General features: G+C 71.4%; 19 protein-coding genes. 8 read left to right on the top strand and 11 right to left on the bottom strand.

Going from position 1 to position 22,148, the window contains the following annotated elements:
• The first annotated feature begins 43 nt into the window (after nt 1-43).
• The 4 genes from Q2K21_RS20655 (at nt 44) to Q2K21_RS20640 (ending at nt 5,976) form a co-directional block, all read left to right on the top strand.
• Complete coding sequence (locus Q2K21_RS20655; RefSeq protein ID WP_310773092.1) at nt 44-1,072, top strand: SDR family oxidoreductase; 1,029 nt, start codon at nt 44-46, stop codon at nt 1,070-1,072.
• A gap of 14 nt (nt 1,073-1,086) precedes the next feature.
• Nucleotides 1,087-4,155: an FAD-binding and (Fe-S)-binding domain-containing protein gene (locus Q2K21_RS20650; RefSeq protein WP_310773089.1), complete on the top strand. Its 3,069-nt coding sequence runs from the start codon at nt 1,087-1,089 to the stop codon at nt 4,153-4,155.
• Nucleotides 4,156-4,260: 105 nt separating this feature from the next.
• Complete coding sequence (locus tag Q2K21_RS20645) at nt 4,261-5,385, top strand: enolase C-terminal domain-like protein (RefSeq protein WP_310773086.1); 1,125 nt, start codon at nt 4,261-4,263, stop codon at nt 5,383-5,385.
• A gap of 90 nt (nt 5,386-5,475) precedes the next feature.
• Nucleotides 5,476-5,976, top strand: coding sequence for a TIGR00725 family protein (locus tag Q2K21_RS20640; RefSeq protein WP_310773083.1), 501 nt, complete (start codon nt 5,476-5,478; stop codon nt 5,974-5,976).
• Here the strand turns inward: Q2K21_RS20640 and Q2K21_RS20635 are convergent.
• The 4 genes from Q2K21_RS20635 to Q2K21_RS20620 all read right to left on the bottom strand — a co-directional run bounded on the left by Q2K21_RS20635 (nt 5,933) and on the right by Q2K21_RS20620 (nt 9,680).
• Complete coding sequence (locus Q2K21_RS20635; RefSeq protein ID WP_310773080.1) at nt 5,933-6,880, bottom strand: GNAT family N-acetyltransferase; 948 nt, start codon at nt 6,878-6,880, stop codon at nt 5,933-5,935. The two genes, Q2K21_RS20640 and Q2K21_RS20635, sit on opposite strands and share 44 nt — an antisense overlap.
• A 143-nt stretch (nt 6,881-7,023) precedes the next feature.
• Nucleotides 7,024-8,244: an ornithine--oxo-acid transaminase gene (gene rocD, locus Q2K21_RS20630; protein WP_310773077.1), complete on the bottom strand. Its 1,221-nt coding sequence runs from the start codon at nt 8,242-8,244 to the stop codon at nt 7,024-7,026.
• Nucleotides 8,241-9,053 (bottom strand): dimethylargininase, encoded by an 813-nt coding sequence (ddaH, locus tag Q2K21_RS20625; protein WP_310773074.1) that lies wholly within the window; start codon nt 9,051-9,053, stop codon nt 8,241-8,243. The genes rocD and ddaH overlap by 4 nt, the downstream gene beginning before the upstream one ends.
• Nucleotides 9,054-9,176: 123 nt before the next feature.
• The gene (locus tag Q2K21_RS20620) at nt 9,177-9,680 is read right to left on the bottom strand and encodes an Lrp/AsnC family transcriptional regulator (RefSeq protein ID WP_310773070.1); all 504 of its coding nucleotides are present in this window, start codon (nt 9,678-9,680) and stop codon (nt 9,177-9,179) included.
• Nucleotides 9,681-9,781: 101 nt separating this feature from the next.
• Between Q2K21_RS20620 and Q2K21_RS20615 the strand changes: the two genes are divergently transcribed.
• From Q2K21_RS20615 to Q2K21_RS20600, 4 genes are read left to right on the top strand one after another with little or no spacing between them, the layout of a single operon-like run.
• Complete coding sequence (locus tag Q2K21_RS20615) at nt 9,782-10,540, top strand: LytR/AlgR family response regulator transcription factor (protein ID WP_310773067.1); 759 nt, start codon at nt 9,782-9,784, stop codon at nt 10,538-10,540.
• Nucleotides 10,541-10,547: 7 nt separating this feature from the next.
• Nucleotides 10,548-10,904, top strand: coding sequence for a hypothetical protein (locus tag Q2K21_RS20610; protein ID WP_310773064.1), 357 nt, complete (start codon nt 10,548-10,550; stop codon nt 10,902-10,904).
• 9 nt (nt 10,905-10,913) lie between these two features.
• Nucleotides 10,914-12,626 (top strand): sodium/solute symporter, encoded by a 1,713-nt coding sequence (locus Q2K21_RS20605; protein WP_310773061.1) that lies wholly within the window; start codon nt 10,914-10,916, stop codon nt 12,624-12,626.
• Nucleotides 12,623-13,828: a sensor histidine kinase gene (locus Q2K21_RS20600; RefSeq protein WP_310773059.1), complete on the top strand. Its 1,206-nt coding sequence runs from the start codon at nt 12,623-12,625 to the stop codon at nt 13,826-13,828. The genes Q2K21_RS20605 and Q2K21_RS20600 overlap by 4 nt, the downstream gene beginning before the upstream one ends.
• Nucleotides 13,829-13,831: 3 nt before the next feature.
• Here the strand turns inward: Q2K21_RS20600 and Q2K21_RS20595 are convergent, their stop codons facing one another.
• The 7 genes from Q2K21_RS20595 to Q2K21_RS20565 all read right to left on the bottom strand — a co-directional run bounded on the left by Q2K21_RS20595 (nt 13,832) and on the right by Q2K21_RS20565 (nt 22,114).
• Nucleotides 13,832-13,990, bottom strand: coding sequence for a hypothetical protein (locus Q2K21_RS20595; protein ID WP_310773056.1), 159 nt, complete (start codon nt 13,988-13,990; stop codon nt 13,832-13,834).
• A 13-nt stretch (nt 13,991-14,003) separates the two neighbouring features.
• The gene (locus Q2K21_RS20590) at nt 14,004-16,040 is read right to left on the bottom strand and encodes a serine/threonine-protein kinase (RefSeq protein WP_310773053.1); all 2,037 of its coding nucleotides are present in this window, start codon (nt 16,038-16,040) and stop codon (nt 14,004-14,006) included.
• A gap of 16 nt (nt 16,041-16,056) precedes the next feature.
• Nucleotides 16,057-17,613 (bottom strand): PASTA domain-containing protein, encoded by a 1,557-nt coding sequence (locus Q2K21_RS20585; protein ID WP_310773050.1) that lies wholly within the window; start codon nt 17,611-17,613, stop codon nt 16,057-16,059.
• A 127-nt stretch (nt 17,614-17,740) separates the two neighbouring features.
• Nucleotides 17,741-18,691: a cytochrome c oxidase assembly protein gene (locus Q2K21_RS20580; protein ID WP_310773047.1), complete on the bottom strand. Its 951-nt coding sequence runs from the start codon at nt 18,689-18,691 to the stop codon at nt 17,741-17,743.
• A gap of 133 nt (nt 18,692-18,824) precedes the next feature.
• Nucleotides 18,825-19,850, bottom strand: coding sequence for a 6-phosphofructokinase (locus tag Q2K21_RS20575; RefSeq protein ID WP_310773044.1), 1,026 nt, complete (start codon nt 19,848-19,850; stop codon nt 18,825-18,827).
• Between the two features lie 277 nt (nt 19,851-20,127).
• Nucleotides 20,128-20,856 carry a type 1 glutamine amidotransferase gene (locus Q2K21_RS20570; RefSeq protein WP_310773040.1) on the bottom strand — a complete coding sequence of 243 codons (729 nt, stop codon included), beginning with the start codon at nt 20,854-20,856 and terminating at the stop codon, nt 20,128-20,130.
• A 19-nt stretch (nt 20,857-20,875) separates the two neighbouring features.
• Entirely contained in the window at nt 20,876-22,114 is a 1,239-nt protein-coding gene (locus Q2K21_RS20565) for a MurT ligase domain-containing protein (RefSeq protein WP_310773038.1), read from the bottom strand.
• Between the last annotated feature and the right edge of the window lie 34 nt (nt 22,115-22,148).

Genomic DNA, 22,148 nt, shown 5'->3' with positions numbered 1-22,148 from the left:
TACTCGCAGGGACCGGTCACCGGTCACCGAGAGGAGCCCAGAAGTGAGCACCGCAACAGGCACAAAGATCGTTGTCACGGGGGCCACCGGCAATGTGGGCACCAGCCTCGTGCGCCTGCTCGCCGAGGACCCGGACGTCGACAGCGTGCGGGGCCTGGCTCGCCGCGTCCCCGACCTCGGCCCGGAACGCGTGCGGTGGTCGGAGGTCGACCTCGCCTCGGAGCAGGCCGACCTGGTGACGGAGTTCGAGGGCGCCGACGCGGTCGTACACCTGGCGTGGGCGTTCCAGCCCACGCACGATCCGGTCGCGACCTGGCGGACGAACGTGCTCGGAAGCATCCGGGTCTTCGAGGCCGTCGCCGCCGCCGAGGTGCCGACGCTCGTGCACGCCTCGTCGGTCGGCGCCTACTCCCCGGGTCCTGAGGACCACGCCGTGGACGAGTCCTGGCCCACGCACGGCTGGCCGGACGCCGCCTACACACGGGAGAAGGCCTACCTGGAGCGGACACTCGACGCGTACGAGTACGAGCATCCCGGCGTCCGTGTCGTACGGATGCGGCCCGCGTTCCTGTTCAAGCGCGAGTCGGCGAGCGAACAGCGGCGCATCTTCGGCGGACGGTTCCTGCCCGGACCGCTGATCCGGCCGGAGCTGCTGCCGTTCCTGCCGGACATCCCAGGGCTGCGGGTGCAGGCGCTGCACACCGACGACGCGGCCCGCGCCTACCAGCTCGCGCTGCAAAGTGACGTCCGGGGCGCGTTCAACCTGGCCGCCGACCCGCCCCTCGACGCGGCCGTACTGGGCGAGCTGCTGGGATCCCGCCCCGTGCGGATGCCCCGCACGGCCGCACGGTCGGCGATCGCCGCCGCGTGGGGGCTGCGTCTGCTGCCCGCGTCCCCGCACCTCTTCGACGCCGTGCTGCGACTGCCGCTCATGGACTGCACACGCGCGCAGACCGAACTGGCCTGGCGGCCGCAGCGGACGGCGACCGAGGTCATGGAGGAGTTCCTGCACGGGGTCCAGGAGGGCGCCGGCGCACCGACGGCACCTCTCCAGGGGCGGAAGGTCGGGTGAGTCCGCTGAGCGGCTTGTTCCTCCCCGTCGACCCGACGGGAGCCGCAGTGGACGTGGCCGGGCTGGAAGCGGCACTGCGGGATGCGGTGCACGGCGAGGTCCGGTTCGATGCGGGCAGCAAGGGCGCGTACGTCACGGACGGCTCCAACTACCGTCAGGTCCCCATCGGGGTCGTGATCCCGCGTGACGTGGAGGCCGGTGCCCGGGCCGTCGAGGTGTGCGCACGGTTCGGCGCGCCGGTCCTGTCCCGGGGCGGTGGCACCAGTCTGGCCGGCCAGACGACCAATACGGCCGTGATCATCGACTGGAGCAAGTACTGCGATGCGCTCGTGTCGGTCGACCCCGACGCCCGCACCTGCGTCGTGGAACCGGGGCTCGTCCTGGACGAACTCAACCGGCAGCTGTCCGACGTCCGCCTCCAGTTCGGGCCCAAGCCGTCGACGCACAGCCACTGCGCGCTCGGTGGCATGATCGGCAACAACTCGTGCGGGGCGTCGGCGCAGGCGTACGGCAAGACCGTGGACAACGTGCGCCGCCTGGAGGTCCTCACCTATGACGGAACGCGCATGTGGGTGGGACCGACGTCCAAGGCCGAGCGAACGCGGATCGTCGCGGAGGGCGGACGCCGGGCCGAGATCCACGAGGGCCTGGACCGCATCGTCACCGAGTACCTGGCGGACATACGGCGCGGTTACCCGAAGATCCCGCGCCGCGTCTCCGGCTACAACCTGGACTCGCTGCTGCCGGAGAACGACTTCGACGTGGCCAAGACCCTGGTGGGCAGCGAGGGCACCCTCGTGACGGTGCTGCGCGCCGAACTCGACCTGGTGCCCGTGCCGCCCAGCCAGTCGCTGCTGGTCCTCGGGTACGACGACATCTGCTCCGCCGCCGATGACGTCCCCCGCCTCCTGGAGCACTGCTCACCCGGCCAACTGGAGGCACTCGACGGGCGGATGGCACAGCTCATGCGGGAGGAGCACGCCTATCTCGACTCCCTCCACGCCCTTCCGGAGGGAGACAGCTGGCTGCTCGTGCAGTTCAGCGGCGACAGCCAGGACGACGTCGACGAGCAGGCACACGCACTGCTGCGCGCGGTGGGCCGCAGCGAGAAGGACCCGGCGGTCGCCTTCTCCGACGACCCCGCGCGCGAGCAGGAGATGCTGAGGGCCCGCGAGGCGGGCCTCGGCGTGACCGCTCGGCCGCCGGACGACCGGGACACCTGGGAGGGCTGGGAGGACTCCGCCGTCCCGCCCGAACGCCTGGGCGACTATCTGCGCGACCTGAAGGACCTTTTCGACGACTTCGGCTACGACCACCCCTCGCTGTACGGACACTTCGGGCAAGGGTGCGTGCACACCCGTATCCCGTTCGGGCTGACGACCGTCGACGGCGTCGCCGACTTCCGTCGCTTCCTGGAACGGGCCGCCGACCTCGTGGCCGCGTACGGAGGATCCCTGTCGGGAGAGCACGGGGACGGACAGGCCCGGGGTGAACTGCTGACCCGCATGTTCGGTGAGCGTCTCGTGGCCGCCTTCGGTGAACTCAAGGCCCTGTTCGACCCCGGTAACCGAATGAACCCGGGCAAGGTCGTCGATCCGAACCCGGTCGACGGGCAGCTGCGGCTGGGCCCCGCCTGGCGGCCCGCCACCGTGCGGACGCACTTCGGCTATCCGGAGGACGAACACTCCTTCAGCCGCGCCGTGCTGCGCTGCGTCGGCATCGGTAACTGTCGGAGCCACCACGGCGGCGTGATGTGCCCGTCCTACCGGGCCACGCAGGAGGAGGAACACTCCACCCGCGGCCGTGCGCGGCTGCTGTTCGAGATGCTCGACGGCCACGCGGACTCCGCGATCACCGACGGCTGGCGCTCCACCGAGGTCCGGGACGCCCTCGACCTGTGCCTGGCGTGCAAGGGCTGTAAATCGGACTGCCCCACCGGCGTCGACATGGCCACCTACAAGGCCGAGTTCCTCGCCCACCACTACGCGGGCAGGCCACGCCCGGCCGCCCACTACTCCATGGGCTGGCTTCCGCTGTGGGCCCGGCTCTCCCGCATCGCGCCGTCGCTGGTCAACAGCGCGCTGCACGCGCCCGGCCTGGCCGACGCAGGCAAACGGCTGGCCGGAGTGGACGGCGCCCGCCAGGCCCCGGTGTTCGCCCGGGAGTCGTTCCTTCAATGGTGGCGGGCCCGTGGCACCTACGAGCCGGACCCCGGCGACCCACGGGCGGTGGTGCTGTGGCCCGACACCTTCAGCACGTACTTCCACCCGGCGATCGCGCGGTCGGCCGTCCGCGTCCTGGAGGACGCCGGATTCCACGTCGCCGTACCCACCAGGCCGGTGTGCTGCGGACTGACCTGGATCTCCACCGGTCAACTGACCGTGGCGAAGCAGGTTCTGCGGCACACGCTCGGCGTACTGCGTCCATGGATCGAGGCGGGCACCCCCGTCATCGGCCTCGAACCGTCCTGCACGGCCGTGTTCCGGGCGGACGCGCCGGAACTGCTGTCGGCCGACCCGGACGTGCGGCGTCTGGCCGAGCGGTTCCGCACCTTCGCCGAGCACCTCGTCGAGCACGCCCCCGAGGACTGGCGGCCGCCCGCCCTCGCCCGGCAGGCCATGGTGCAGACCCACTGTCACCAGCACGCGATCACGCACGACGACGCCGACCGTGAACTGATGCGCCGCGCCCACATCGACGCCGAGGTCCTGGACGAGGGCTGCTGCGGACTCGCGGGCAACTTCGGATTCGAACGCGGCCACCACGAGGTGTCCATGGCCGTCGCGGAACAGGGGGTTCTTCCCGCCGTCCGCGCGGCGTCCCCCGCGGCTCTGCTCCTCGCGGACGGCTTCAGCTGCCGCACCCAGATCGAACAGGCGGGCACGGGCCGCCGGGCCCTGCACCTGGCCGAGGCGCTGGCGCTCGGCCTCGACGGCGTCCTGCCCGCCCACCTGCCCGAACACCTGGCGGAGCGTCCTGCCGAGCCCTCCCGCCTGGGCCGCTGGGCGACCACGGCGGTGGCCGCCGCCCTGACGGCGGTTCCGGCCGCGGTGGCCGCCCATCGCGTGCGACGCCGTTCGTAGTCGGGCAGGAGCGATGTTCGTAGCCGGGGAGGACCGATGTTCGTAGCCCCGGAGGACTGATGTTCACAGCCGGGGAGGACCGATGCTCCTAGCCGGGGAGGACCGATGAGGGACACCGCCGCGTCCGGAAAACCGTCCGTGGAGCGGGTGGACACGGCCGTCTACACCGTGCCCACCGACACGCCCGAGGCGGACGGCACCCTGAGCTGGGACCGAACCACCCTCGTACTCGCCACCGTCCGCTGCGGTGATGTCACCGGCCTCGGCTACACCTACGGCCCGGCGGCCACCGCGCAGGTCGTCCACGAGCTGCTGACCGGTGTGGTCGTCGGTGGCTCAGTGCTCGACGTGCCGCGCCTGAACGAGGCCATGCACCGCACCGTGCGCAACGCCGGACGGCCCGGTGTGGCGGCGCAGGCGATCTCCGCCATGGACATCGCGCTGTGGGACTGCAAGAGCCGGCTGCTCGGTCTGCCTCTCGTCGACCTGCTGGGCGCCGCGCGGACCGCGGTGCCGCTCTACGGCAGCGGCGGCTTCACCACCTACGACGACCGACAACAGGAGCGGCAGCTGCGGACCTGGGTGGAGGACGAGGGCATCCCCCGCGTCAAGATCAAGATCGGGGAGTCGTGGGGGCGGTGCGAGGAACGCGATCTGCACCGCGTCGGCGCGGCACGGGCCTGCATCGGGAACGGCGCCGAGCTGTACGTGGACGCCAACGGCGCCTATACGGCGAAGCAGGCCGTCCGCGTCGCCGACCGCCTGACCCACCATGGGGTGAGGTGGTTCGAGGAGCCGGTCTCCTCCGACCATCCCCGCACGCTGGCGGCGATCCGTGTCGCCGTGCCGATGGACGTGACGGCCGGTGAGTACGGCTACACCCTTGCCTACTTCGCCCACCTGCTCGATGCCGGTGCGGTCGACTGCCTGCAGGCCGACGTCACCCGCTGCGGCGGCATCACCGTCTGGCTGCGCGCCGCCGCGCTCGCCGAAGGCCACGGCCTCGACATCTCCGGGCACTGCGCGCCGCACGCGCACGTCCACGCCGCGTCCGCCGTGCCCAATCTGCGCCATCTTGAGTGGTTCCACGACCACGTACGCGTCGAACGCGTCCTCTTCGACGGCGTTCTCGACCCCGCCGGAGGCGCCGTCACCCCGGGACCCGACGGGTCCCCGGGCCTCGGGCTGACCCTGAACGCCGGCCGTGCCGAGCGATACCGGGTGGGATGAAGAGCGATCAGCGGTACCGCACCTGAACGGCGAGGCTGTCGGCCGCGGCGACCTGCCGGGCAGTATCGTGCGCGCCGGAGGTGGGCCGGCATGGCGGTGCAGGTGGCGGTGTGCGGGCCGGCGCGGTGCGGCGAGCGGGAGTGGAGCCTCGCGTACGAGCTGGGCCGGCTGCTCGCGGAGCGCGGCGCCGTGGTGATCTGCGGTGGGTACGGCGGGGTGATGGCCGCGGTGGCGGCGGGCGCCCGCTCCCGCGACGGCCTGGTCGTCGGGGTGCTGTCCGAGGCCGATCGCGCCGGTGCGGGACCGGATCTGAGCGCCGCCGTCGCCACCGGTCTCGGGCAGGCCCGCAACAGCGTGATCATCCACAGCGGGGACGCCGTCGTCGTGGTCGGCGGTTCCTGGGGCACCCTCTCGGAGCTGGCCCTGGCCATGCGCCGGGGCGGCGTGCCCGTGATCCAACTCGGCGACGGCTGGCGGCCGATCGACGCCGAGGGGCGGGATCTGCCCGGCGTGCTCCATGCGCGGACGCCCGCGGAGGCGCTGGATCTCACGGGGCTGTGGGACTCACCGGAACCTCGACCTGCCAAGTGAGCACGGCGTAGTGCAGCGTCATGCCGTGGCGCAGGTACAGCCGCAGCGCTTCCGAGGTGTTCTCCGTGTCCACACCGAGGCCCACGGTGTCCCGCCCGCGTGCGGCGAACGCGGTGAAGGCGTGCCGCAGGAGATGACTGCCGATCCCACGACCTCGCGCCGTCTCCAGGACGCCGAGATGCCGGATCCAGCCCATGCTCGTCTCGTCGTTCCTGGCCATGAGTACACCCGCGTCGCCGAGGCCGGACACGGAGGCGATCCACACCAGGGACCAGTCCGTCCGGTCGGATCCCAGGGTCTCCAGCCACTGTTCGTAGGGGCGCGGGTGGTACTCGAAGTGGTCGGCGAACGAGGCGTTCAGCAGTTCGTGCACGCGTCGGCGGTCCGCCTCGGTGCGGCACTCGCGCACGGTCACACCGGGCGGCGGGACGGGAGCCCGGTCGTCGGCCGCCGACACGGGGCGGGTCAGCACGTTGAACCGCCGTATCACCCGCCAGCCGCGGGCGTCGAGCAGTGTGGTGTCCAGAGTGGGGGAGGAGTTGAGATACAGATGCACCACGGCACGCGAGGCACCGTTCTCCGCGGCCTTGGCCGCCGCCCGCTCCTCCATCAGCTCCAGCAGCCGCCGCCCTGCCGCGTCCGCGTCCGGCAGCGTGTACAGGTCGATGTCGATCCGTTCGCCGCCCGCGACGTCCCACACCAGTCCGTAGGCCACGAACCGCCCGTCGTCGTCGACCCCGATCCACGAGTCCCGTGCCAAGTCCAGGCCGGGACGCCTGAGTCCGGCCTCCACGCTGTGCAGATCGGTTTCCGGTTGCCCGATCTCCGCCACGTCGACCGCGTTGAGGAGTTCGCACAAGGGGATCGTGTCGTCGAGGGTGACCGGGCGCACTGTGAGGTTCATCCGCTCACTGTCGGAGAGGCCGACAGGATGCCGCAACGAAATAAAGGCGGACCCGAGACGGTAGGAAATAAAGGCGGACCCGAGACGGTACGAGCGTGCGGTACCCGGGGCCGCTCACGAACGGCCCCGGGTACCGTGCCCTATCAGGAGGCCAGCACCTTCTCCAGCGCCTCCACCGCCGACCCCAGCTCCTCGCCGGTGATCGTCAGCGGCGGTGCCAGGCGGATCGTGGAGCCATGGGTGTCCTTGACCAGGATTCCCTCGCGCATGAGGCGTTCGCTGATCTCGCGGCCCGTGCCGATCGCCGGGTCGATGTCGACGCCCGCCCACAGCCCGCGCGAGCGGAAGCCCACGACGCCCTTGCCGATGAGAGCGGTGAGTCCGTCCCGCAGCACCGCGCCCAGCTCAGCCGCCCCGCGCTGGAACTCGCCCGTCTGCAGCAGGCCGACCACCGCCGAACCGACCGCTGCGGCAAGGGGGTTGCCGCCGAACGTCGACCCGTGCTCACCCGGACGCAGTACGCCGAGGACGTCCCGGCGCGCGACCACCGCGGAGACCGGCACGATCCCGCCACCGAGCGCCTTGCCGAGCAGCAGGACGTCCGGCACGACCCCTTCGTGCTCGACGGCCAGGGTGCGGCCCGTGCGGCCGAGTCCGGACTGGATCTCGTCCGCGATGAACAGGCACCCGGCCCGGCGGGTGAGGTCGCGGACCCCGGTGAGGTAGCCCTCGTCGGGGATGATCACGCCCGCCTCGCCCTGGATGGGCTCGATCAGCACGGCCGCCGTCGTCTCGTCGACCGCCGCCTCCAGCGCCGCCAGGTCGTTGTATGGGACGACGCGGAAGCCCGGCGTGAACGGGCCGAAGCCCGACCGGGCCGTCTCGTCCGTCGAGAAGCTGACGATCGTCGTCGTACGGCCGTGGAAGTTGTCGGCCGCCACCACGATCGTCGCCCGGTCGGCCGGCACGCCCTTGACCTCGTAGGCCCATTTGCGCGCCACCTTGACGGCGCTCTCCACCGCTTCCGCGCCCGTGTTCATCGGCAGCACCATGTCCAGTCCCGTCAAGGCGGCCAGGGACTCGGCGAACGCGGCCAGTTGGTCGTTGTGGAAGGCGCGGGAGGTGAGGGTCAGACGGTCCAGCTGGCGGTGCGCGGCCTCGATCAGCACCGGGTTGCGGTGCCCGAAGTTCAGCGCCGAGTAGCCGGCGAGCATGTCGAGATAGCGGCGGCCCTCGACGTCCTCCACCCAGGCACCCTCGGCGCGGGCGACGACCACGGGCAGCGGGTGGTAGTTGTGGGCGAGGACGGGCTCCTCGGCGCGGATCAGCTCGGCGGACGAACGCGTACGGACGGGAGCGGTCATGAACGGATCTCCTGGGTGCAGCACTTGATGCCTCCGCCGGCCTTGTGGAACTCGGAGAGGTCGACGGGGACGGGGTCGTAGCCGTGGTCGGCGAGCCGGGCGGCGAGCGCCTCGGCCTTCGGCGCGATGAAGACGTGGCGTCCGTCGGAGACGGAGTTGAGGCCGAAGGCCATCGCGTCGTCGCGCGTGGCGAGCACCGCGTCCGGGTACAGCCGCGCGAGCACCTCACGGCTGCCGGGCGAAAACGCCTCCGGGTAGTAGGCGATGTTGTCGTCGTCGAGGACGAACAGTGCCGTGTCCAGGTGATAGAAGAGGGGGTCCACCAGGGTCAGGCTGATCACCGGGTGCCCGAAGAACTCCTGGACCTCGCGGTGCGCCTCGCGAGTCGTACGGAACCCGGTGCCGGCCAGGACGTACCGTCCCGTCCAGACCAGGTCGCCCTCGCCCTCGCAGACGGACTCGGGGCGGTGGACGGTGTAGCCGGCCGTCTTGAACCACGTTTCGTAATGGACGGACTCGGGGCGTCGTTCGGGCGCGTGGAAGAGGGAGCCGAAGACGCGGCCGTCGACGACGACCGCCGAGTTGGCGGCGAACACCATGTCCGGGAGACCGGGGACCGGGTCCAGGGCTTCGACGGTGTGGCCGTGGGCGCGGTAGGCGCGGATCAGCGCCTGCCACTGGTCTCGGGCGAGATCCACGTCGACCTGGGTGTCGGGGTGCATCCAGGGATTGATCGCGTACTGCACGGCGAAATGTCTGGGTTCGCAGACGAGGAAACGCCGTCGGCGCGGCACACGGCTGTCTGGCACAGAGGGGTACCTCCGCTTACTCGGTGTCGACTGAGGGTTGACTCCAAGGTAGGAAGTGCCGGAGACGGGCGACAAGCGATGACAGCTGCGCGTTCGCGCAGGAATGCTGCGTCTTCCGCCTGGTCAGCGCACGTCTGCTGCGCCGTTGGGGGCGACCTGGCTGGCGCCCGCCTCCGGGCTGTCCGGGAGGAGGTGGGACAGCACCATCACGCTGATCGTCTTCCGGATGAACGGCTCCGCGCGGATGCGCTCCAGCACCTCCTCGAAGTGCTCGACGTCCCGTGCCCGCACGTGCAGCAGGGCGTCCGCGCCGCCTGTCACCGTCATCGCCGCGGTGATCTCCGGATGGTTGCGCACGACCTCCGCCAGGCGCCGGGGAGGCGCCGCGCCCTCGCAGTACACCTCCACGTACGCCTCCGTGCGCCACCCCAGCGCCGACGGCTTCACCGTGGCCGTGAACCCGGTGATCACGCCCGTCTCGCGCAGCCGGTCCACCCGGCGCTTGACCGCCGTGGACGACAGGCCGATGGCCGCACCGATCTCGGCGAAACTGGTCCTGGCGTTCGCCATCAGAGCGGTGATGATCTTGCGATCGAGCTCGTCGAACATGGGCGGCCTGCTGTTCATGCGGGCACTGTATCCACACCGGTCCGTCCACCGTGTCCAGCGGGAACGTCCATGCTCCCGCGCATGTCCAGGCGTACGGAATGCTCCTACACTCCACGTTCATGCTGCGCGCCCTCGCCGTCGACGACGAACGCCCCTCGCTGGAGGAACTCCTCTATCTGCTGAACGCGGACCCACGGATCGGCAGTGTGGAGGGCGCGAGCGACGCGACCGAGGCGCTGCGCCGCATCAACCGTGCCCTGGAGTCCGGCCTTGACGGCCCCGACGCGATCGACGTCGTCTTCCTCGACATCCACATGCCCGGCCTCGACGGCCTGGAGATGGCCCGGCTGCTGACCGGCTTCGCCCAGCCGCCGCTCGTCGTCTTCGTCACCGCGCACGAGGGCTTCGCCGTACACGCCTTCGACCTCAAGGCCGTCGACTACGTCCTCAAGCCCGTACGTCGCGAGCGGCTCGCCGAGGCGGTGCGTCGCGCCGCGCAGGTACGGGAGACGGCACCCCTGATACCCGTGCACGAGCCCGATCCCGACCACATATCCGTCGAACTCGGGGGCGTGACACGGTTCGTGCCCGTCGAGGACATCACCCACGTCGAGGCCCAGGGCGACTACGCCCGCCTGCACACCCCCCAGGGCAGCCATCTCGTCCGGATCCCGCTGTCCACCCTGGAGGAGCGCTGGCGCTCGCGCGGGTTCGTCCGCATCCACCGCCGCCACCTCGTCGCGCTGCGCCACATCGAGGAACTCCGCCTGGACGCCGGCTCGGTGAGCGTCCTCGTCGATTCCGTCGAACTCCAGGTCAGCCGACGGCACGCACGCGAGCTGCGGGACCTGCTGATGCGCCGGACCACGGGAGGATGAGGACCGCGTGCCCCAGGACCCCACCGAACGCCGCGTCGTCGTCACCGGGCCGCCCCGGCGCACCCGCCGGGACTCCGGTTACTACCGGCCGCGGACCGAGATCGACGAACAGACCACGCTCGGCCACACCTACGTCCGTTCACTGATGCGCAGTCAACTCCGCGCCGGCCTCACCGTCCTCACCGTCCTGGTGCTCCTCGTCGGGCCCCTGCCCCTTGTCTTCGCCACCACGCGCAACAACGGGCTGGAATGGGCCGTGCTCGGCTTCGGCCTCTACCCGCCACTGGTTCTGCTCGCCCGCTGGTACGTGCGCCGCGCCGAGCGCAACGAGAAGGACTTCGTACGCCTCGTCGAGGACCGCTGAGGCGCGACCGTGAACCAGAACTACTCCGTTCCCGCGGTCGCCCTCGTCGTCCTGGCCACCGTCCTCGTCGGCGCCTTCGGTCTGCGCATCTCCCGCACCACCTCCGACTTCTACGTGGCCTCCCGCACCGTCGGCCCCCGCCTCAACGCGGCCGCGATCAGCGGCGAGTACCTGTCCGCCGCCTCCTTCCTGGGCATCGCGGGCCTCGTCCTCGTCCAGGGCCCCGACATGCTGTGGTACCCGGTCGGCTACACCGCCGGCTATCTCGTCCTGCTTCTGTTCGTCGCCGCCCCACTGCGCCGCTCCGGCGCCTACACCCTCCCGGACTTCGCCGAGGCCCGGCTCGCCTCGCGGCAGGTGCGCCGGCTCGCCGGAGCCTTCGTGGTCGGGGTCGGCTGGCTGTATCTGCTGCCCCAACTCCAGGGCGCCGGGCTCACGCTGGCCGTGCTGACCGGCGCGCCCGACGCGCTCGGCGGGGTCATCGTCGCGGTCGTCGTGGTGGCGACCGTCGCCGCGGGGGGCATGCGCAGCATCACCTTCGTCCAGGCCTTCCAGTACTGGCTCAAACTCACCGCCCTGCTCGTCCCGGCGCTCTTCCTGGTGCTGGCCTGGCAGGGCGACGGAGCGCCGCGCGGCGCCTTCGCCGAACCGGCCGCCTTCCGCGAGCACCGCGTCGTGCGGATCGACGACAGCCTCGACATCCGACTGTCCCGTCCGCTCGACGTCACGGCGACGGGCACGGTCGACGGTCGGCGGTACACCGGGCAGCGCGTGAACCTCGCCGCAGGCGCCCACCACATCGAAGGCGGCACCCGGCTGGCCTTCGACCAGGGCGACCCCGTCCCCGTCGCCGACCCCGGCAGCAACGGCGGCATGTCGACCTCACTGGCCTCCGGCCGCGAGGAACGCCCGCTCTACGCCACGTACGGACTCATCCTCGCCACCTTCCTCGGCACCATGGGCCTGCCGCACGTCGTCGTCCGCTTCTACACCAGCCCGCACGGCGTCGCGGCCCGCCGCACCACCGTCGCCGTGCTCGGCCTGATCGGCGCCTTCTACCTCCTGCCACCGGTCTACGGCGCGCTGGGCCGGCTCTACGCCCCCGAACTCACCCTCACCGGGGACGCCGACGCCGCCGTCCTGCTGCTGCCCGATCGCATGATCGGCGGACTCGGCGCGGATCTGCTCGGCGCGCTCGTCGCGGGCGGTGCCTTCGCCGCGTTCCTGTCCACGGCGTCGGGGCTGACCATGGCGGTGGCCGGCGTGCTCACCCAGGACGTCCTGCCGTCCCGGGGCGTACGGCACTTCCGGCTCGGCACGCTGCTCGCGATGGCGATGCCGCTGGCGGCGAGCGTGCTGGTGGGCGGGCTCCCGGTGGCCGACGCGGTCGGACTCGCGTTCGCCGTGTCCGCGTCCTCGTTCTGTCCGCTGCTCGTGCTGGGCATCTGGTGGCGGCGGCTGACCCCGCCCGGCGCGGCGGCCGGAATGCTGGCCGGGGGCGGCTCGGCGTTCGTCGCGGTGGCGGCGACCATGGCGGGCTATCCGGGCACCGGCACCCTGCACGCGCTGCTCGCCTGGCCCGCGCTCTGGTCGGTGCCGCTCGGATTCCTGACCATGGTGCTGGTGTCCCTGGCGACACCGGGACGGGTACCGGCCGGGACGGCGGCGATCCTGGCCCGCTTCCATCTGCCCGAGGAACTACGGGCGGAGGCCAAGGCATGAGCGGCTTCCTCGCCGGCCTGTGCGTGGCCGTACTCCCGCTGCTCGCCGCCGGGTTCTGGCTCGGTCGGCGCACCGCGCGCCCCGAGAGCCTCGGCGGGCTCGGCACCCCCGTCGAGCATGCCACCTTCCAGACCCTGCACACCGCCTCCCTGGCAGCACCCCCGCTGCGCGCCGGGCTCACCGAGGAGACGGCCCGCAAATCCGCGCGCAGGCTGCGCAGCCTGCTGGGCACCGACGCGCTCTGCCTCACCGACCGGGAGACCGTGCTGGCCTGGGACGGCGCGGGGGAGCACCATCGCGACGAGGTCCTGGATCGGCTCGGGGGCCTGCTGGAGACCGGCCGCGGCGAGGCCTTCCGCATCGGTTGCGACGTCCCCGACTGCCCGTTGCGCTGGGCCGTCGTCGCCCCGCTCACCGTCGACGACCGGGTGCACGGCGCGCTGGTGGCCTGCGCGCCCCGCGAGTCCGCCGTTCTCGTCCGGGCAGCGGGCGAGGTGGCCCGCTGGGTCTCCGTGCAACTGGAGCTAGCGGACCTCGACCAGTCCCGAACCCGGCTCATCGAGGCCGAGATCAAGGCCCTGCGCGCCCAGATCTCCCCGCACTTCATCTTCAACTCACTCGCCGTGATCGCCTCGTTCGTACGCACCGACCCCGAGCGCGCCCGTGAACTCCTCCTGGAGTTCGCCGACTTCACCCGCTACTCGTTCCGCAGGCACGGCGACTTCACCACGCTCGCCGACGAACTGCACGCCATAGACCACTACTTGGCGCTCGTACGGGCCCGCTTCGGCGACCGGCTCTCGGTCACCCTGCAGATCGCGCCCGAGGTACTGCCGGTCGCCCTGCCCTTCCTCTGCCTTCAGCCGCTCGTGGAGAACGCGGTCAAGCACGGACTGGAGGGCACCACCGACAAACGCCACATCAGCATCACCGCGCAGGACGCGGGCGCCGAGGCGCTGGTCGTCATCGAGGACGACGGCGCCGGAATGGACCCGGAGCTGCTGCGCCGCATCCTCGCCGGAGAGGTCAGCCCGTCCGGCGGCATCGGCCTGTCCAACGTGGACGACCGGCTGCGCCAGGTCTACGGCGACGACCACGGCCTCGTCATCGAGACCGCGGTCGGAGCGGGCATGAAGATCACCGCCCGGTTGCCGAAGTACCAGCCGGGGGTGCACTCGGCGGGACGGCTGCCCCGGCAGTGAGCGTCAGGGGTTGCCGGTCGCCACCATGCCGAGGGTGATCAGGCCGAGGACGACCCAGCCGAACCACAGCCACCCACTGCTGCCGAGCGCCACCGTGTAGGCCGTCACCACGACGAGCCCACCAACGGTGAGCACCCCCATCGTCTTCGTAGAACCGGGCATCGCGACACCCTCCTTATGGTCCGTCCTTACCCATGGTGCCCCCGTTCTGCTCGCGTACGGTGCACACGACAAGATGAGTACCGGACGTCCAGGCACTTTTCCCCGTCCAGGAAGCGGCCTCGTAGCGGTTCGGGTCGTACCCGTAGTCCTTCGGCGGCACATCCCTCGCACACGCCGCGTCCGACAGGCTCTTCGCCCTGCCGAGGGGGGTGTCCGGGCTCAGCCGGGTGAAGCCGAGGACCTGCTGGTCGTGCGTCCCGGCGCAGGAGACCAGTTTCGCTGCCCGCAGCGAGGGAGCGTCCAGACAGTCCCGCTTCTGCATGTTCGCCGTGTCGACGAACCGCATCCCCGGCTTGCGGTGGTCTCCGAGGGGCCCGTACACCGGCCCGTGCGCGCCCAGCACCAGACAGGCGGTGCGCCGTCCGGCCGCCTCGAAGCCCGCCCCGGTCGGGACCAGGGCGTAACTGCGGACGTCCGCGAGCTTCTCCCGGATCTCCCGCGTACGCTGCTCGCACTCGGCGGTCCCGCGCCCGCGCGCCTCGTCGGCGGACGCGTTCGGGACGACGGCCATGACCTGGCCGTCGGGGGTCTTCTCGGCGCAGGTCGGATCGACGGTCAGCCGCGGAGCGCCCTGGAAGGGGTTCCCGGGCCAGTCGGCGACGACGCAGTCCCCGTCCTTGAGCGGGTGGGTGAGGGCGACGGCGTCCCCGTACGGCTTCGCCGTGCCGTCGGTCGTCCGCTGCGCCATGGCGTACCAGACCCCGCCCAGGGCGAGGAGCAGACCGAGGGCGCAGGCGGCGAGGGCACGCAGGACGTGCGACCGCCTCGGATGACGCTCGCCACGGGTGAGCGGCGGGCCGAAACCCCGTCCGGCCGGGGCGCTACTGAGGACGTCGTGCCCGTACGACGGTGAGGACACGACGGGAGGCCCCGGCCGTGCCCAGCCGGGAGGAACGGAGCCCGAGGCGGGCGGCGCCTCGCTTGCGCCGCGGTATCCCGAGGCGGTCGGTGCCTCGCTCGCGCCGTCGTATCGCGCGGTGGACGATGCCTCACCCGCGCCGCCGTGTCCGGAGGCGAGGCCGAAGCCGTGCGACGCTTGGCGCTGGGAGGTCTCGGTCGTCGCGTCGGACCCCTCCCAGGGCGGACGCGACCCCAGATCCAGCCGGGTGCGCGGATGCGACTGCGGGATGACGATCGCCGCCAGCGCGGCCGCGGTGTCCGACGCCGTGATCCGCAGCGCCGGGTCCTTGACCAGCATCGAGGCCAGCAGCGGCTCCAGCGCCCCGGCCCGCATCGGCGGGCGCGGCTCCTCCAGCACCACCGCGGTGACCTCCGCGAGATGCGTGTCCCGTTCGAACGGCCCACATCCCTCGACCGCGTAGTACAGCGTGCAGCCCAGCGAGAACAGATCGGCGGCCGCGGTCGGCGGCCCGCCGGTCGCGCGCTCCGGCGCCAGATAGCCGGGCGTCCCGACCAGCGCGGACGTCAGCGTGTACCGGGTTTCGCCCGCGTCAGGCTGTATCGAGATGCCGTAGTCGGTGAGCAGGACGCGGGCGTAGGGCGCCCCGGCACGGTCCGGCGCCAGCAGGATGTTCGCCGGCTTCACGTCCCGGTGCATGACGCCCCGCTCGTGCCCGGCGGTGAGCGCGTCCAGCACCGCGAGCCCGATGCGGGCACACTCGGCGGGGGCGAGCGGGCCGCGCCGACGCACCAGCTCACGCAGGTCGAGCGCGCCCGCGACGTACTCCATGACGATCCACGGCAGGCCCTCGTGCTCCAGTACGTCGTGCACGGTCACCACATGCGGATGGTCGCGGAGCCCGGCCGCGTGCCGCGCCTCGGCGCGGGCGCGGGCGACCCGGGCCGTCCGTTCCTCCACCGCCTCGACGGCATCGCGGAACACGATCTCCTTGACGGCGACCTCGCAGGCCAGCCGCTGGTCATGGGCCAGCCACACATGGCCCATGGCCCCGCTGCCGAGCCGGTTCAGCAGGAGGTACCGGCCGGCGATGACGCGACCCACTCCCGACTGCGGTGTTCCTGATGCCATGCGGTCGCTCCCCGGTCTAGGCCCTGTCGTCGAAGAGGGGGCCGGCCGTGGGCGAGCCGGTCACGGGGTCACGCGTGACCGGCGGTTCACTGGTGGCCGGTGCGCTGGTGACGGGCGCCGACGTGGCAGACGCCGAGGTGACGGGCGCCGACGTGATGGGTGCCGACGTGGCGGGCGCGCTGCTGGAGGCCGGCTTGCTCGTAGGCGGTGAACCGGTCGCTCCGGGTGCCGAGCGGGACGCGGGCGGGCTGCTCGCCGACGGTGACGCGGCGGGTGGAGTGCTGCCGGCCGCGGGCGGGCCGGAACTCCTGGTCGGAGACGAGGCACCCCCCGAGGAGGCCGAGGTGCCCCCGCTCGCCGGAGCCGAGGACGAGCCGCCCGAGGCGGGCGGCGAGGAGGCCGAGCCGCTCTTCGACGGTGTGGGAGGCGACGCGCTGGTCTGACCGGGAGACGTCCCGCCCGACGCCGGGGGAGCGGACGTTCCGCCGTTCGGGCCCCCGGGCGTCCCGGTGCCCGTCCCCCCGGTCGTCCCGCTGCCCGTGCCCCCGGCCGTTCCGCCGCCCGCCTCGCCGGTCTTCCCGCCCGGGGTGCCCGAGCCCGACCCGTCGGTCTCGCCCATGTCCACCGACAGCGTCACGTACTGTCCGAACGCCAGCTCGGTGCCTGGCGCCGGATCCGAGCCCGTGACCACTGCCTCGTCGGGCGGCGCCCCCTTGCCGGCGTAGGCGACCGCGAGTCCCTGGCTCGTCAGCTGCCGACTGGCCTCGGTGAACCGCATCCCGGTGACCTCGGGCACCTTGTGCCGCACCCGAGTGTCGAAGGGCTTGTCGTGTCCGCCGCCGGTGCCGACGGGCCGGTTCATCCCGTGGTTCGGGTCGTCGACGTCGATCAGCGCGAGCCGGGTCAGCCGCCGCGGCGCGGGCTTGACCGCCACCACCGAGGCGCGGTCGTAGCCGGCCCATTTCTTGTTGCCGTCCTTGAACTTGACGGAAATCCGTGTGGTGTCGCCCTGGAAGGGCCGCAGCGGATTTCCGCACGAGCACTTCACCATGGGCTGTCCCTGATCGTCCACCAATACCGCGATACCGGCCTGGAGCAGGGAGTTGAAGGGGGTGGCCCTGCCCTTCTTGTAGTCGTGGTTCTGAACGAGAGTGTCGTGACGCAGAAGTACGGGTGTGAGCCGGTCGAGATAATCCGGGATCTCCGTCTGGGGAATTCCCTGGACCTGCGCCCAGGCCTTGGCCTTTCGATCGTTGCGCGGATCGGTGAGGAATTCCTTCAGCCGCTTGACGTCACAGATCGTGGGCTTCCGTGAACCGCCGTAGAGTCCGGGTGTGTTGCCCGCCTGCAGTCCCCCGGGTGCCTGCTGTGCCTGGACCGTGGCGTCGTGACCGAGACCGCTGTGCTCGTCGAAGAACGGGGCCAGCGACGGAACTCCGGCGGCGACGGCCTGCACGGCGAACAAATGTGCGCTTCTACTGCACCCGCTGAGGATCAGCGCGGCGACCAGCAGAACGCCGATCCTCCGGGCTGCCGATTTCCCGGCCCTTTGCATGAACGCGCGAAATGTCATCACCGCTCCCCCCAGCGGTCCCCCCGCGCCCTGCCGAGCGGAGGCAGGGCGTCGAGCACCAGGTTACCGAATGGAGGAGCAATTCAGGCAGTATGAAAAGAAAGGGAATTCAGCGGTGTGGCAGAACTCAGCGGCCGCGTGCGTTGAGTGAGGCGAGATAGGCGTTGTAGGCCTCGAGTTCCTTGTCGCCGTCGCGGTCCGCGGCCCGGTCCTTGCGCTTCGCCTGCCGCTGCTCCGAGCCGTACCACTGGAAGAGCAGCGCGAGCAGCACCAGGACGGACGGGATCTCGCTGAACGCCCAGGCGATACCGCCCGCCGACGTCTGGTCCGACAGGGCCTCGATGCCGAGCGAGGCAGGCGGATTCCGGTAGGTGTCGACCATCGGCGTGGACGCCATCATCAGCGCGATGCCGAAGAACGCGTGGAACGGCATGCCCGCGAACAGTTCCAGCATCCGCATCAGATAGCCGGGGCGGTGCGGCCCCGGGTCCACGCCCATGATCGGCCAGAAGAACACCAGGCCGACGGCGAGGAAGTGCACCATCATCGCGATGTGCCCGGCCTTGGACCCCATGAGGAAGTCGAAGAGCGGGCTGAAGTACAGCGCGTACAGGCTCGCGATGAACATCGGGATCGTGAACGCCGGGTGCGTGACGATCCTCATATAGCGGCTGTGCAACAGCATCAGCAGCAGTTCGCGCGGCCCCTTGCGGTCGCGGCCCGCGGTGGGCAGCGCACGCAACGCCAGGGTGATCGGGGCGCCGAGCAGGATGAGGATGGGGGACAGCATGCTGATCACCATGTGCTGCACCATGTGCACGCTGAACATGACCATGCCGTAGTCGTTCAGCTTGGTGCACATCGCCAGCATCACCGTCAGCACGCCGACGACGTATGCGACGGTGCGGCCGACCGGCCACTTGTCCCCGCGCTTCACGAGCCGGATCACGCCCCACCCGTACAGCCCGAGCCCGACCAGGCAGGCGACGAGGAAGAACGGGTCCGCGGACCACTCAAGACCCCGCCCCAGCGTGAACGGCGGCAGATCCGTGCTCATGCCGTGCCCGCTGTGATCCATCCGCCGGCTCCTGTTTCGTGGGGGTTGTGCGCTGTCTGTCCACAGCTGTCTGTCCGGACCCAGAGTAGAACCGCCCCCGGCGGCGACTGCCACCGGGGGCGGACTCTTCAGTTCCGTACGAGTCGGTCCCGCACTACAGGACGCATTCCGCCTCGGCGTACCGCTCCGAAGGCACCGTCTTCAGCGTCTCCACCGCCTCCGCAAGCGACACCATCACGATGTCGGTGCCGCGCAGCGCGGTCATCATGCCGAACTCGCCCCGGTGCACGGCCTCCACGGCATGCCAGCCGAAGCGGGTGGCGAGCACGCGGTCGTACGCCGTCGGCGTACCGCCGCGCTGGACGTGCCCGAGGATGACCGGACGGGCCTCCTTGCCGAGGCGCTGCTCCAGCTCCAGGGAGAGCTGGCGGGCGATGCCGGCGAAGCGCTCGTGGCCGTAGACGTCCTTGCCGCCCTCGTCGAAGTCCATGGTGCCCGCCTTCGGCTTGGCGCCCTCCGCGGCCACGACGATCGCGAACCGCTTCCCCGCGGCGAACCGTTCGCCGACCCGGGCGGCCAACTCCTCGATGTCGAAGGGGCGCTCCGGCACGACGATCGCGTGAGCGCCGGCGGCCATGCCGGAATGCAGCGCGATCCAGCCCGTGTGGCGGCCCATGACCTCCACGATCAGCACACGCTGGTGGGACTCGGCCGTGGTCTTCAGCCGGTCCAGCGCGTCGGTGGCCACGCCCACGGCCGTGTCGAAGCCGAAGGTGACATCCGTGACGGCGATGTCGTTGTCGATGGTCTTGGGCACGCCGACGATCGGCAGGCCGTTGTCCGACAGCAGCCGGGCAGCCTTGAGCGTGCCCTCACCGCCGATCGGGATGATCGCGTCGAGACCCAGCTCCTCGACATGGCCCTTGGCCCGCTCCACACCGTCCCGCAGATGTTCGGGGCGGACCCGGGAGGAGCCGAGGATGGTGCCGCCGAGAGCCAGGATGCCGCTCACCGCGTCGAGGTCGAGCTTGAGGTAGTCGCACTCCAGGAGGCCCTTCCAGCCGTCCCGGAAGCCGATGACCTCGTCGCCGTGGTCGACGACGGCGCGGTGCACGACGGACCGGATGACGGCGTTCAGGCCGGGGCAGTCGCCGCCGGACGTGAGGACACCAATGCGCATAGCCCGAAATACCTTCTCAACGTGGGCCGGAAACCGGACCACGTTGTCCGGCTCGATCCCCGCCACCCTACCGGCGGAAGGGGGCGGGACCGTAGCGTGCGTCCGCCTGCTGGACGCGCCCGCTCAGCTGTGCGGACGCATCGTCAGACGGGCTGGTTGGGCCCGCCCGGCCGGCAGGTGTACGGGCCGTCGGGCGGGCTCTGCGGAACCGTTTCGGTTCTGCGTTCACGCAGGCTGCTGCGCAACTGTGCTTACGCGGGCTGCTGCGCGACTGTGCTTACGCGGGCTGCTGCGCAGCCGCGATGCGCTCGTTGCGCAGCGCCTCGTACCAGCGGTCGTCGATCGGCGGGAGGGCGTTGACGTCCAGGGCCAGCTTCAGCAGCAGGTCGGCGATCTGCGGGTTGCGCGCGAGGACGGGACCGTGCATGTACGTACCGAAGACCGTCCCGTTGTACGCGCCCTCCGTACCGTCGCCCGTGCCGTTGCCCTTGCCGATCTTGACCTGCGCGAACGCGCGGGCGGTCGGGCCGAGGTGGGTGACGCCCTGGTGGTTCTCGAAGCCGGTGAGCTGGGGCAGACCCAGCTGCGGGTCGACGTCCGCGAGGACGTCGCCGACGCACCGCTCGCCCTCGCCGCGCACCGAGACGACGTCGATCAGGCCGAGGCCCGGCTCCCGCTGCCCGAGGTCGTTGACGAACTCATGGCCGAGGATCTGGTAGCCGGCGCAGACGGAGAAGACGATCGCGCCGTTCTCCACGGCCCGGTACAGGCCGCCGTCGCGGCGCAGCCGCTCGGCCGCGAGCCGCTGCGGACGGTCCTCGCCGCCGCCGATCAGGTAGATGTCGCCGGAGGTCGGGATCGGCTGGTCGCTGCGCACGTCGAGGCGGGCCACGTCGAGACCGCGCTGGCGGGCCCGGCGCTCCACGACGAGCGCGTTGCCCTGGTCGCCGTAGGTGCTCAGCAGGTCCGGGTAGATCCACACCAGACGCAGGCTGTTGTCACTCATCGATGATCGTCCTTCGTGGTCAGTTGCCGACGCGGCGGCGCAGGTCCTGGAACGCGGTGTAGTTCGCGATGACCTCGATCCGGCCCGGCGGGGCGAGCTGGACGGCCTGGTCGAGGTTGTCGCAGACCTGGAAGGACTGGTTCGCGACCTCCAGACGCACGGCCAGGTCCAGCTTCCGGTCGCCGATGACGAAGATCGGGTGGCCGGTCAGCCGCGTGTAGTCGACGTCCCACAGCCAGGACGTGTCGGTGCCGTCCGCGCCGCGCGCGTTCACCGACAGGATCACCGGGGTCGGCGGCGGGTCGATCAGCGAGAAGGTCTCCAGCCAGCCGGCCGGGTTCTTCGCGAGCAGCAGGCGCAGGTCACGGTCCTGGAACTGGACGACGTCGTAGCGCCCGGCCACCGCCTGCACCTGGTACATCCGCTCCAGGGCGACCTGCGGGGGCACCCCGAAGACGGCCGCGACGGCCGCGGAGCTGGCGGCGTTCGCCTTGTTGGCGCGGCCCGGCAGCTGGAGGTGGATCGGCCAGGCGGATCCGTGCGGGTCGAGGACGTGGTCGCCCGACAGCGCCCAGGACGGGGTCGGCCGGCGGAAGCCGCACTCGCCGCAGTACCAGTCGTCGCCGGGGCGCTGCATCACACCGCCGCAGGACGGGCAGGACCAGGCGTCGTCCTTCCACATCTGGCCGGCCGCGACCCAGACCACGTTGGCCGACGAGGAGGCGGCCCACACCACCAGCGGGTCGTCCGCGTTGGCGACGACGACGGCCTTGGAACCGGCCAGACCCTCACGCCAGTTCTCGGCGAGCATACGGGTCTCGGCGGCGCGGTCGAGCTGGTCGCGGGAGAGGTTGAGCAGCGCGATGCACTTCGGGTCGGTGTCCCGGGCGACCCCGGCGAGGTACTTCTCATCGACCTCTATGACACCGAACTTGGCGTCCGAGCCGCCGGCCAGCGCCGAGGTGATGCCGGCGGGCATGTTGGCACCGAGCGCGTTGGAGACGACCGGGCCCGCGGCCCGCAGCGCCTCGGCGATCAGCCGGGTGGTCGTGGTCTTGCCGTTGGTCGCCGAGACCAGGACGACGTCCAGGTTCTGGGCGAGCCGGGCGAGGAGGTCGGGGTCGAGTTTGAGCGCCACTCGGCCGCCGATCACCGATCCGCTGCCGCGCCCCGCGGCGCGCGATGCCGCAGCGACCGCCTTGCCCGCGGTCACGGCGAGCTTGGCCCGCGGCGTCAGCGGGTCCGAGTTGCCTGCCATCAGTTCTCGATCCTCCTTGCGTACGGCGCCGCGC

Origin of the sequence: Streptomyces sp. CGMCC 4.7035, assembly GCF_031583065.1 — a bacterium.
In the GTDB taxonomy this organism is placed as follows: Bacteria; Actinomycetota; Actinomycetes; order Streptomycetales; family Streptomycetaceae; genus Streptomyces; species Streptomyces yaanensis.
Note: the sequence above shows the minus strand (reverse complement) of the source record. Positions and strands in the feature narration are given on the sequence as shown.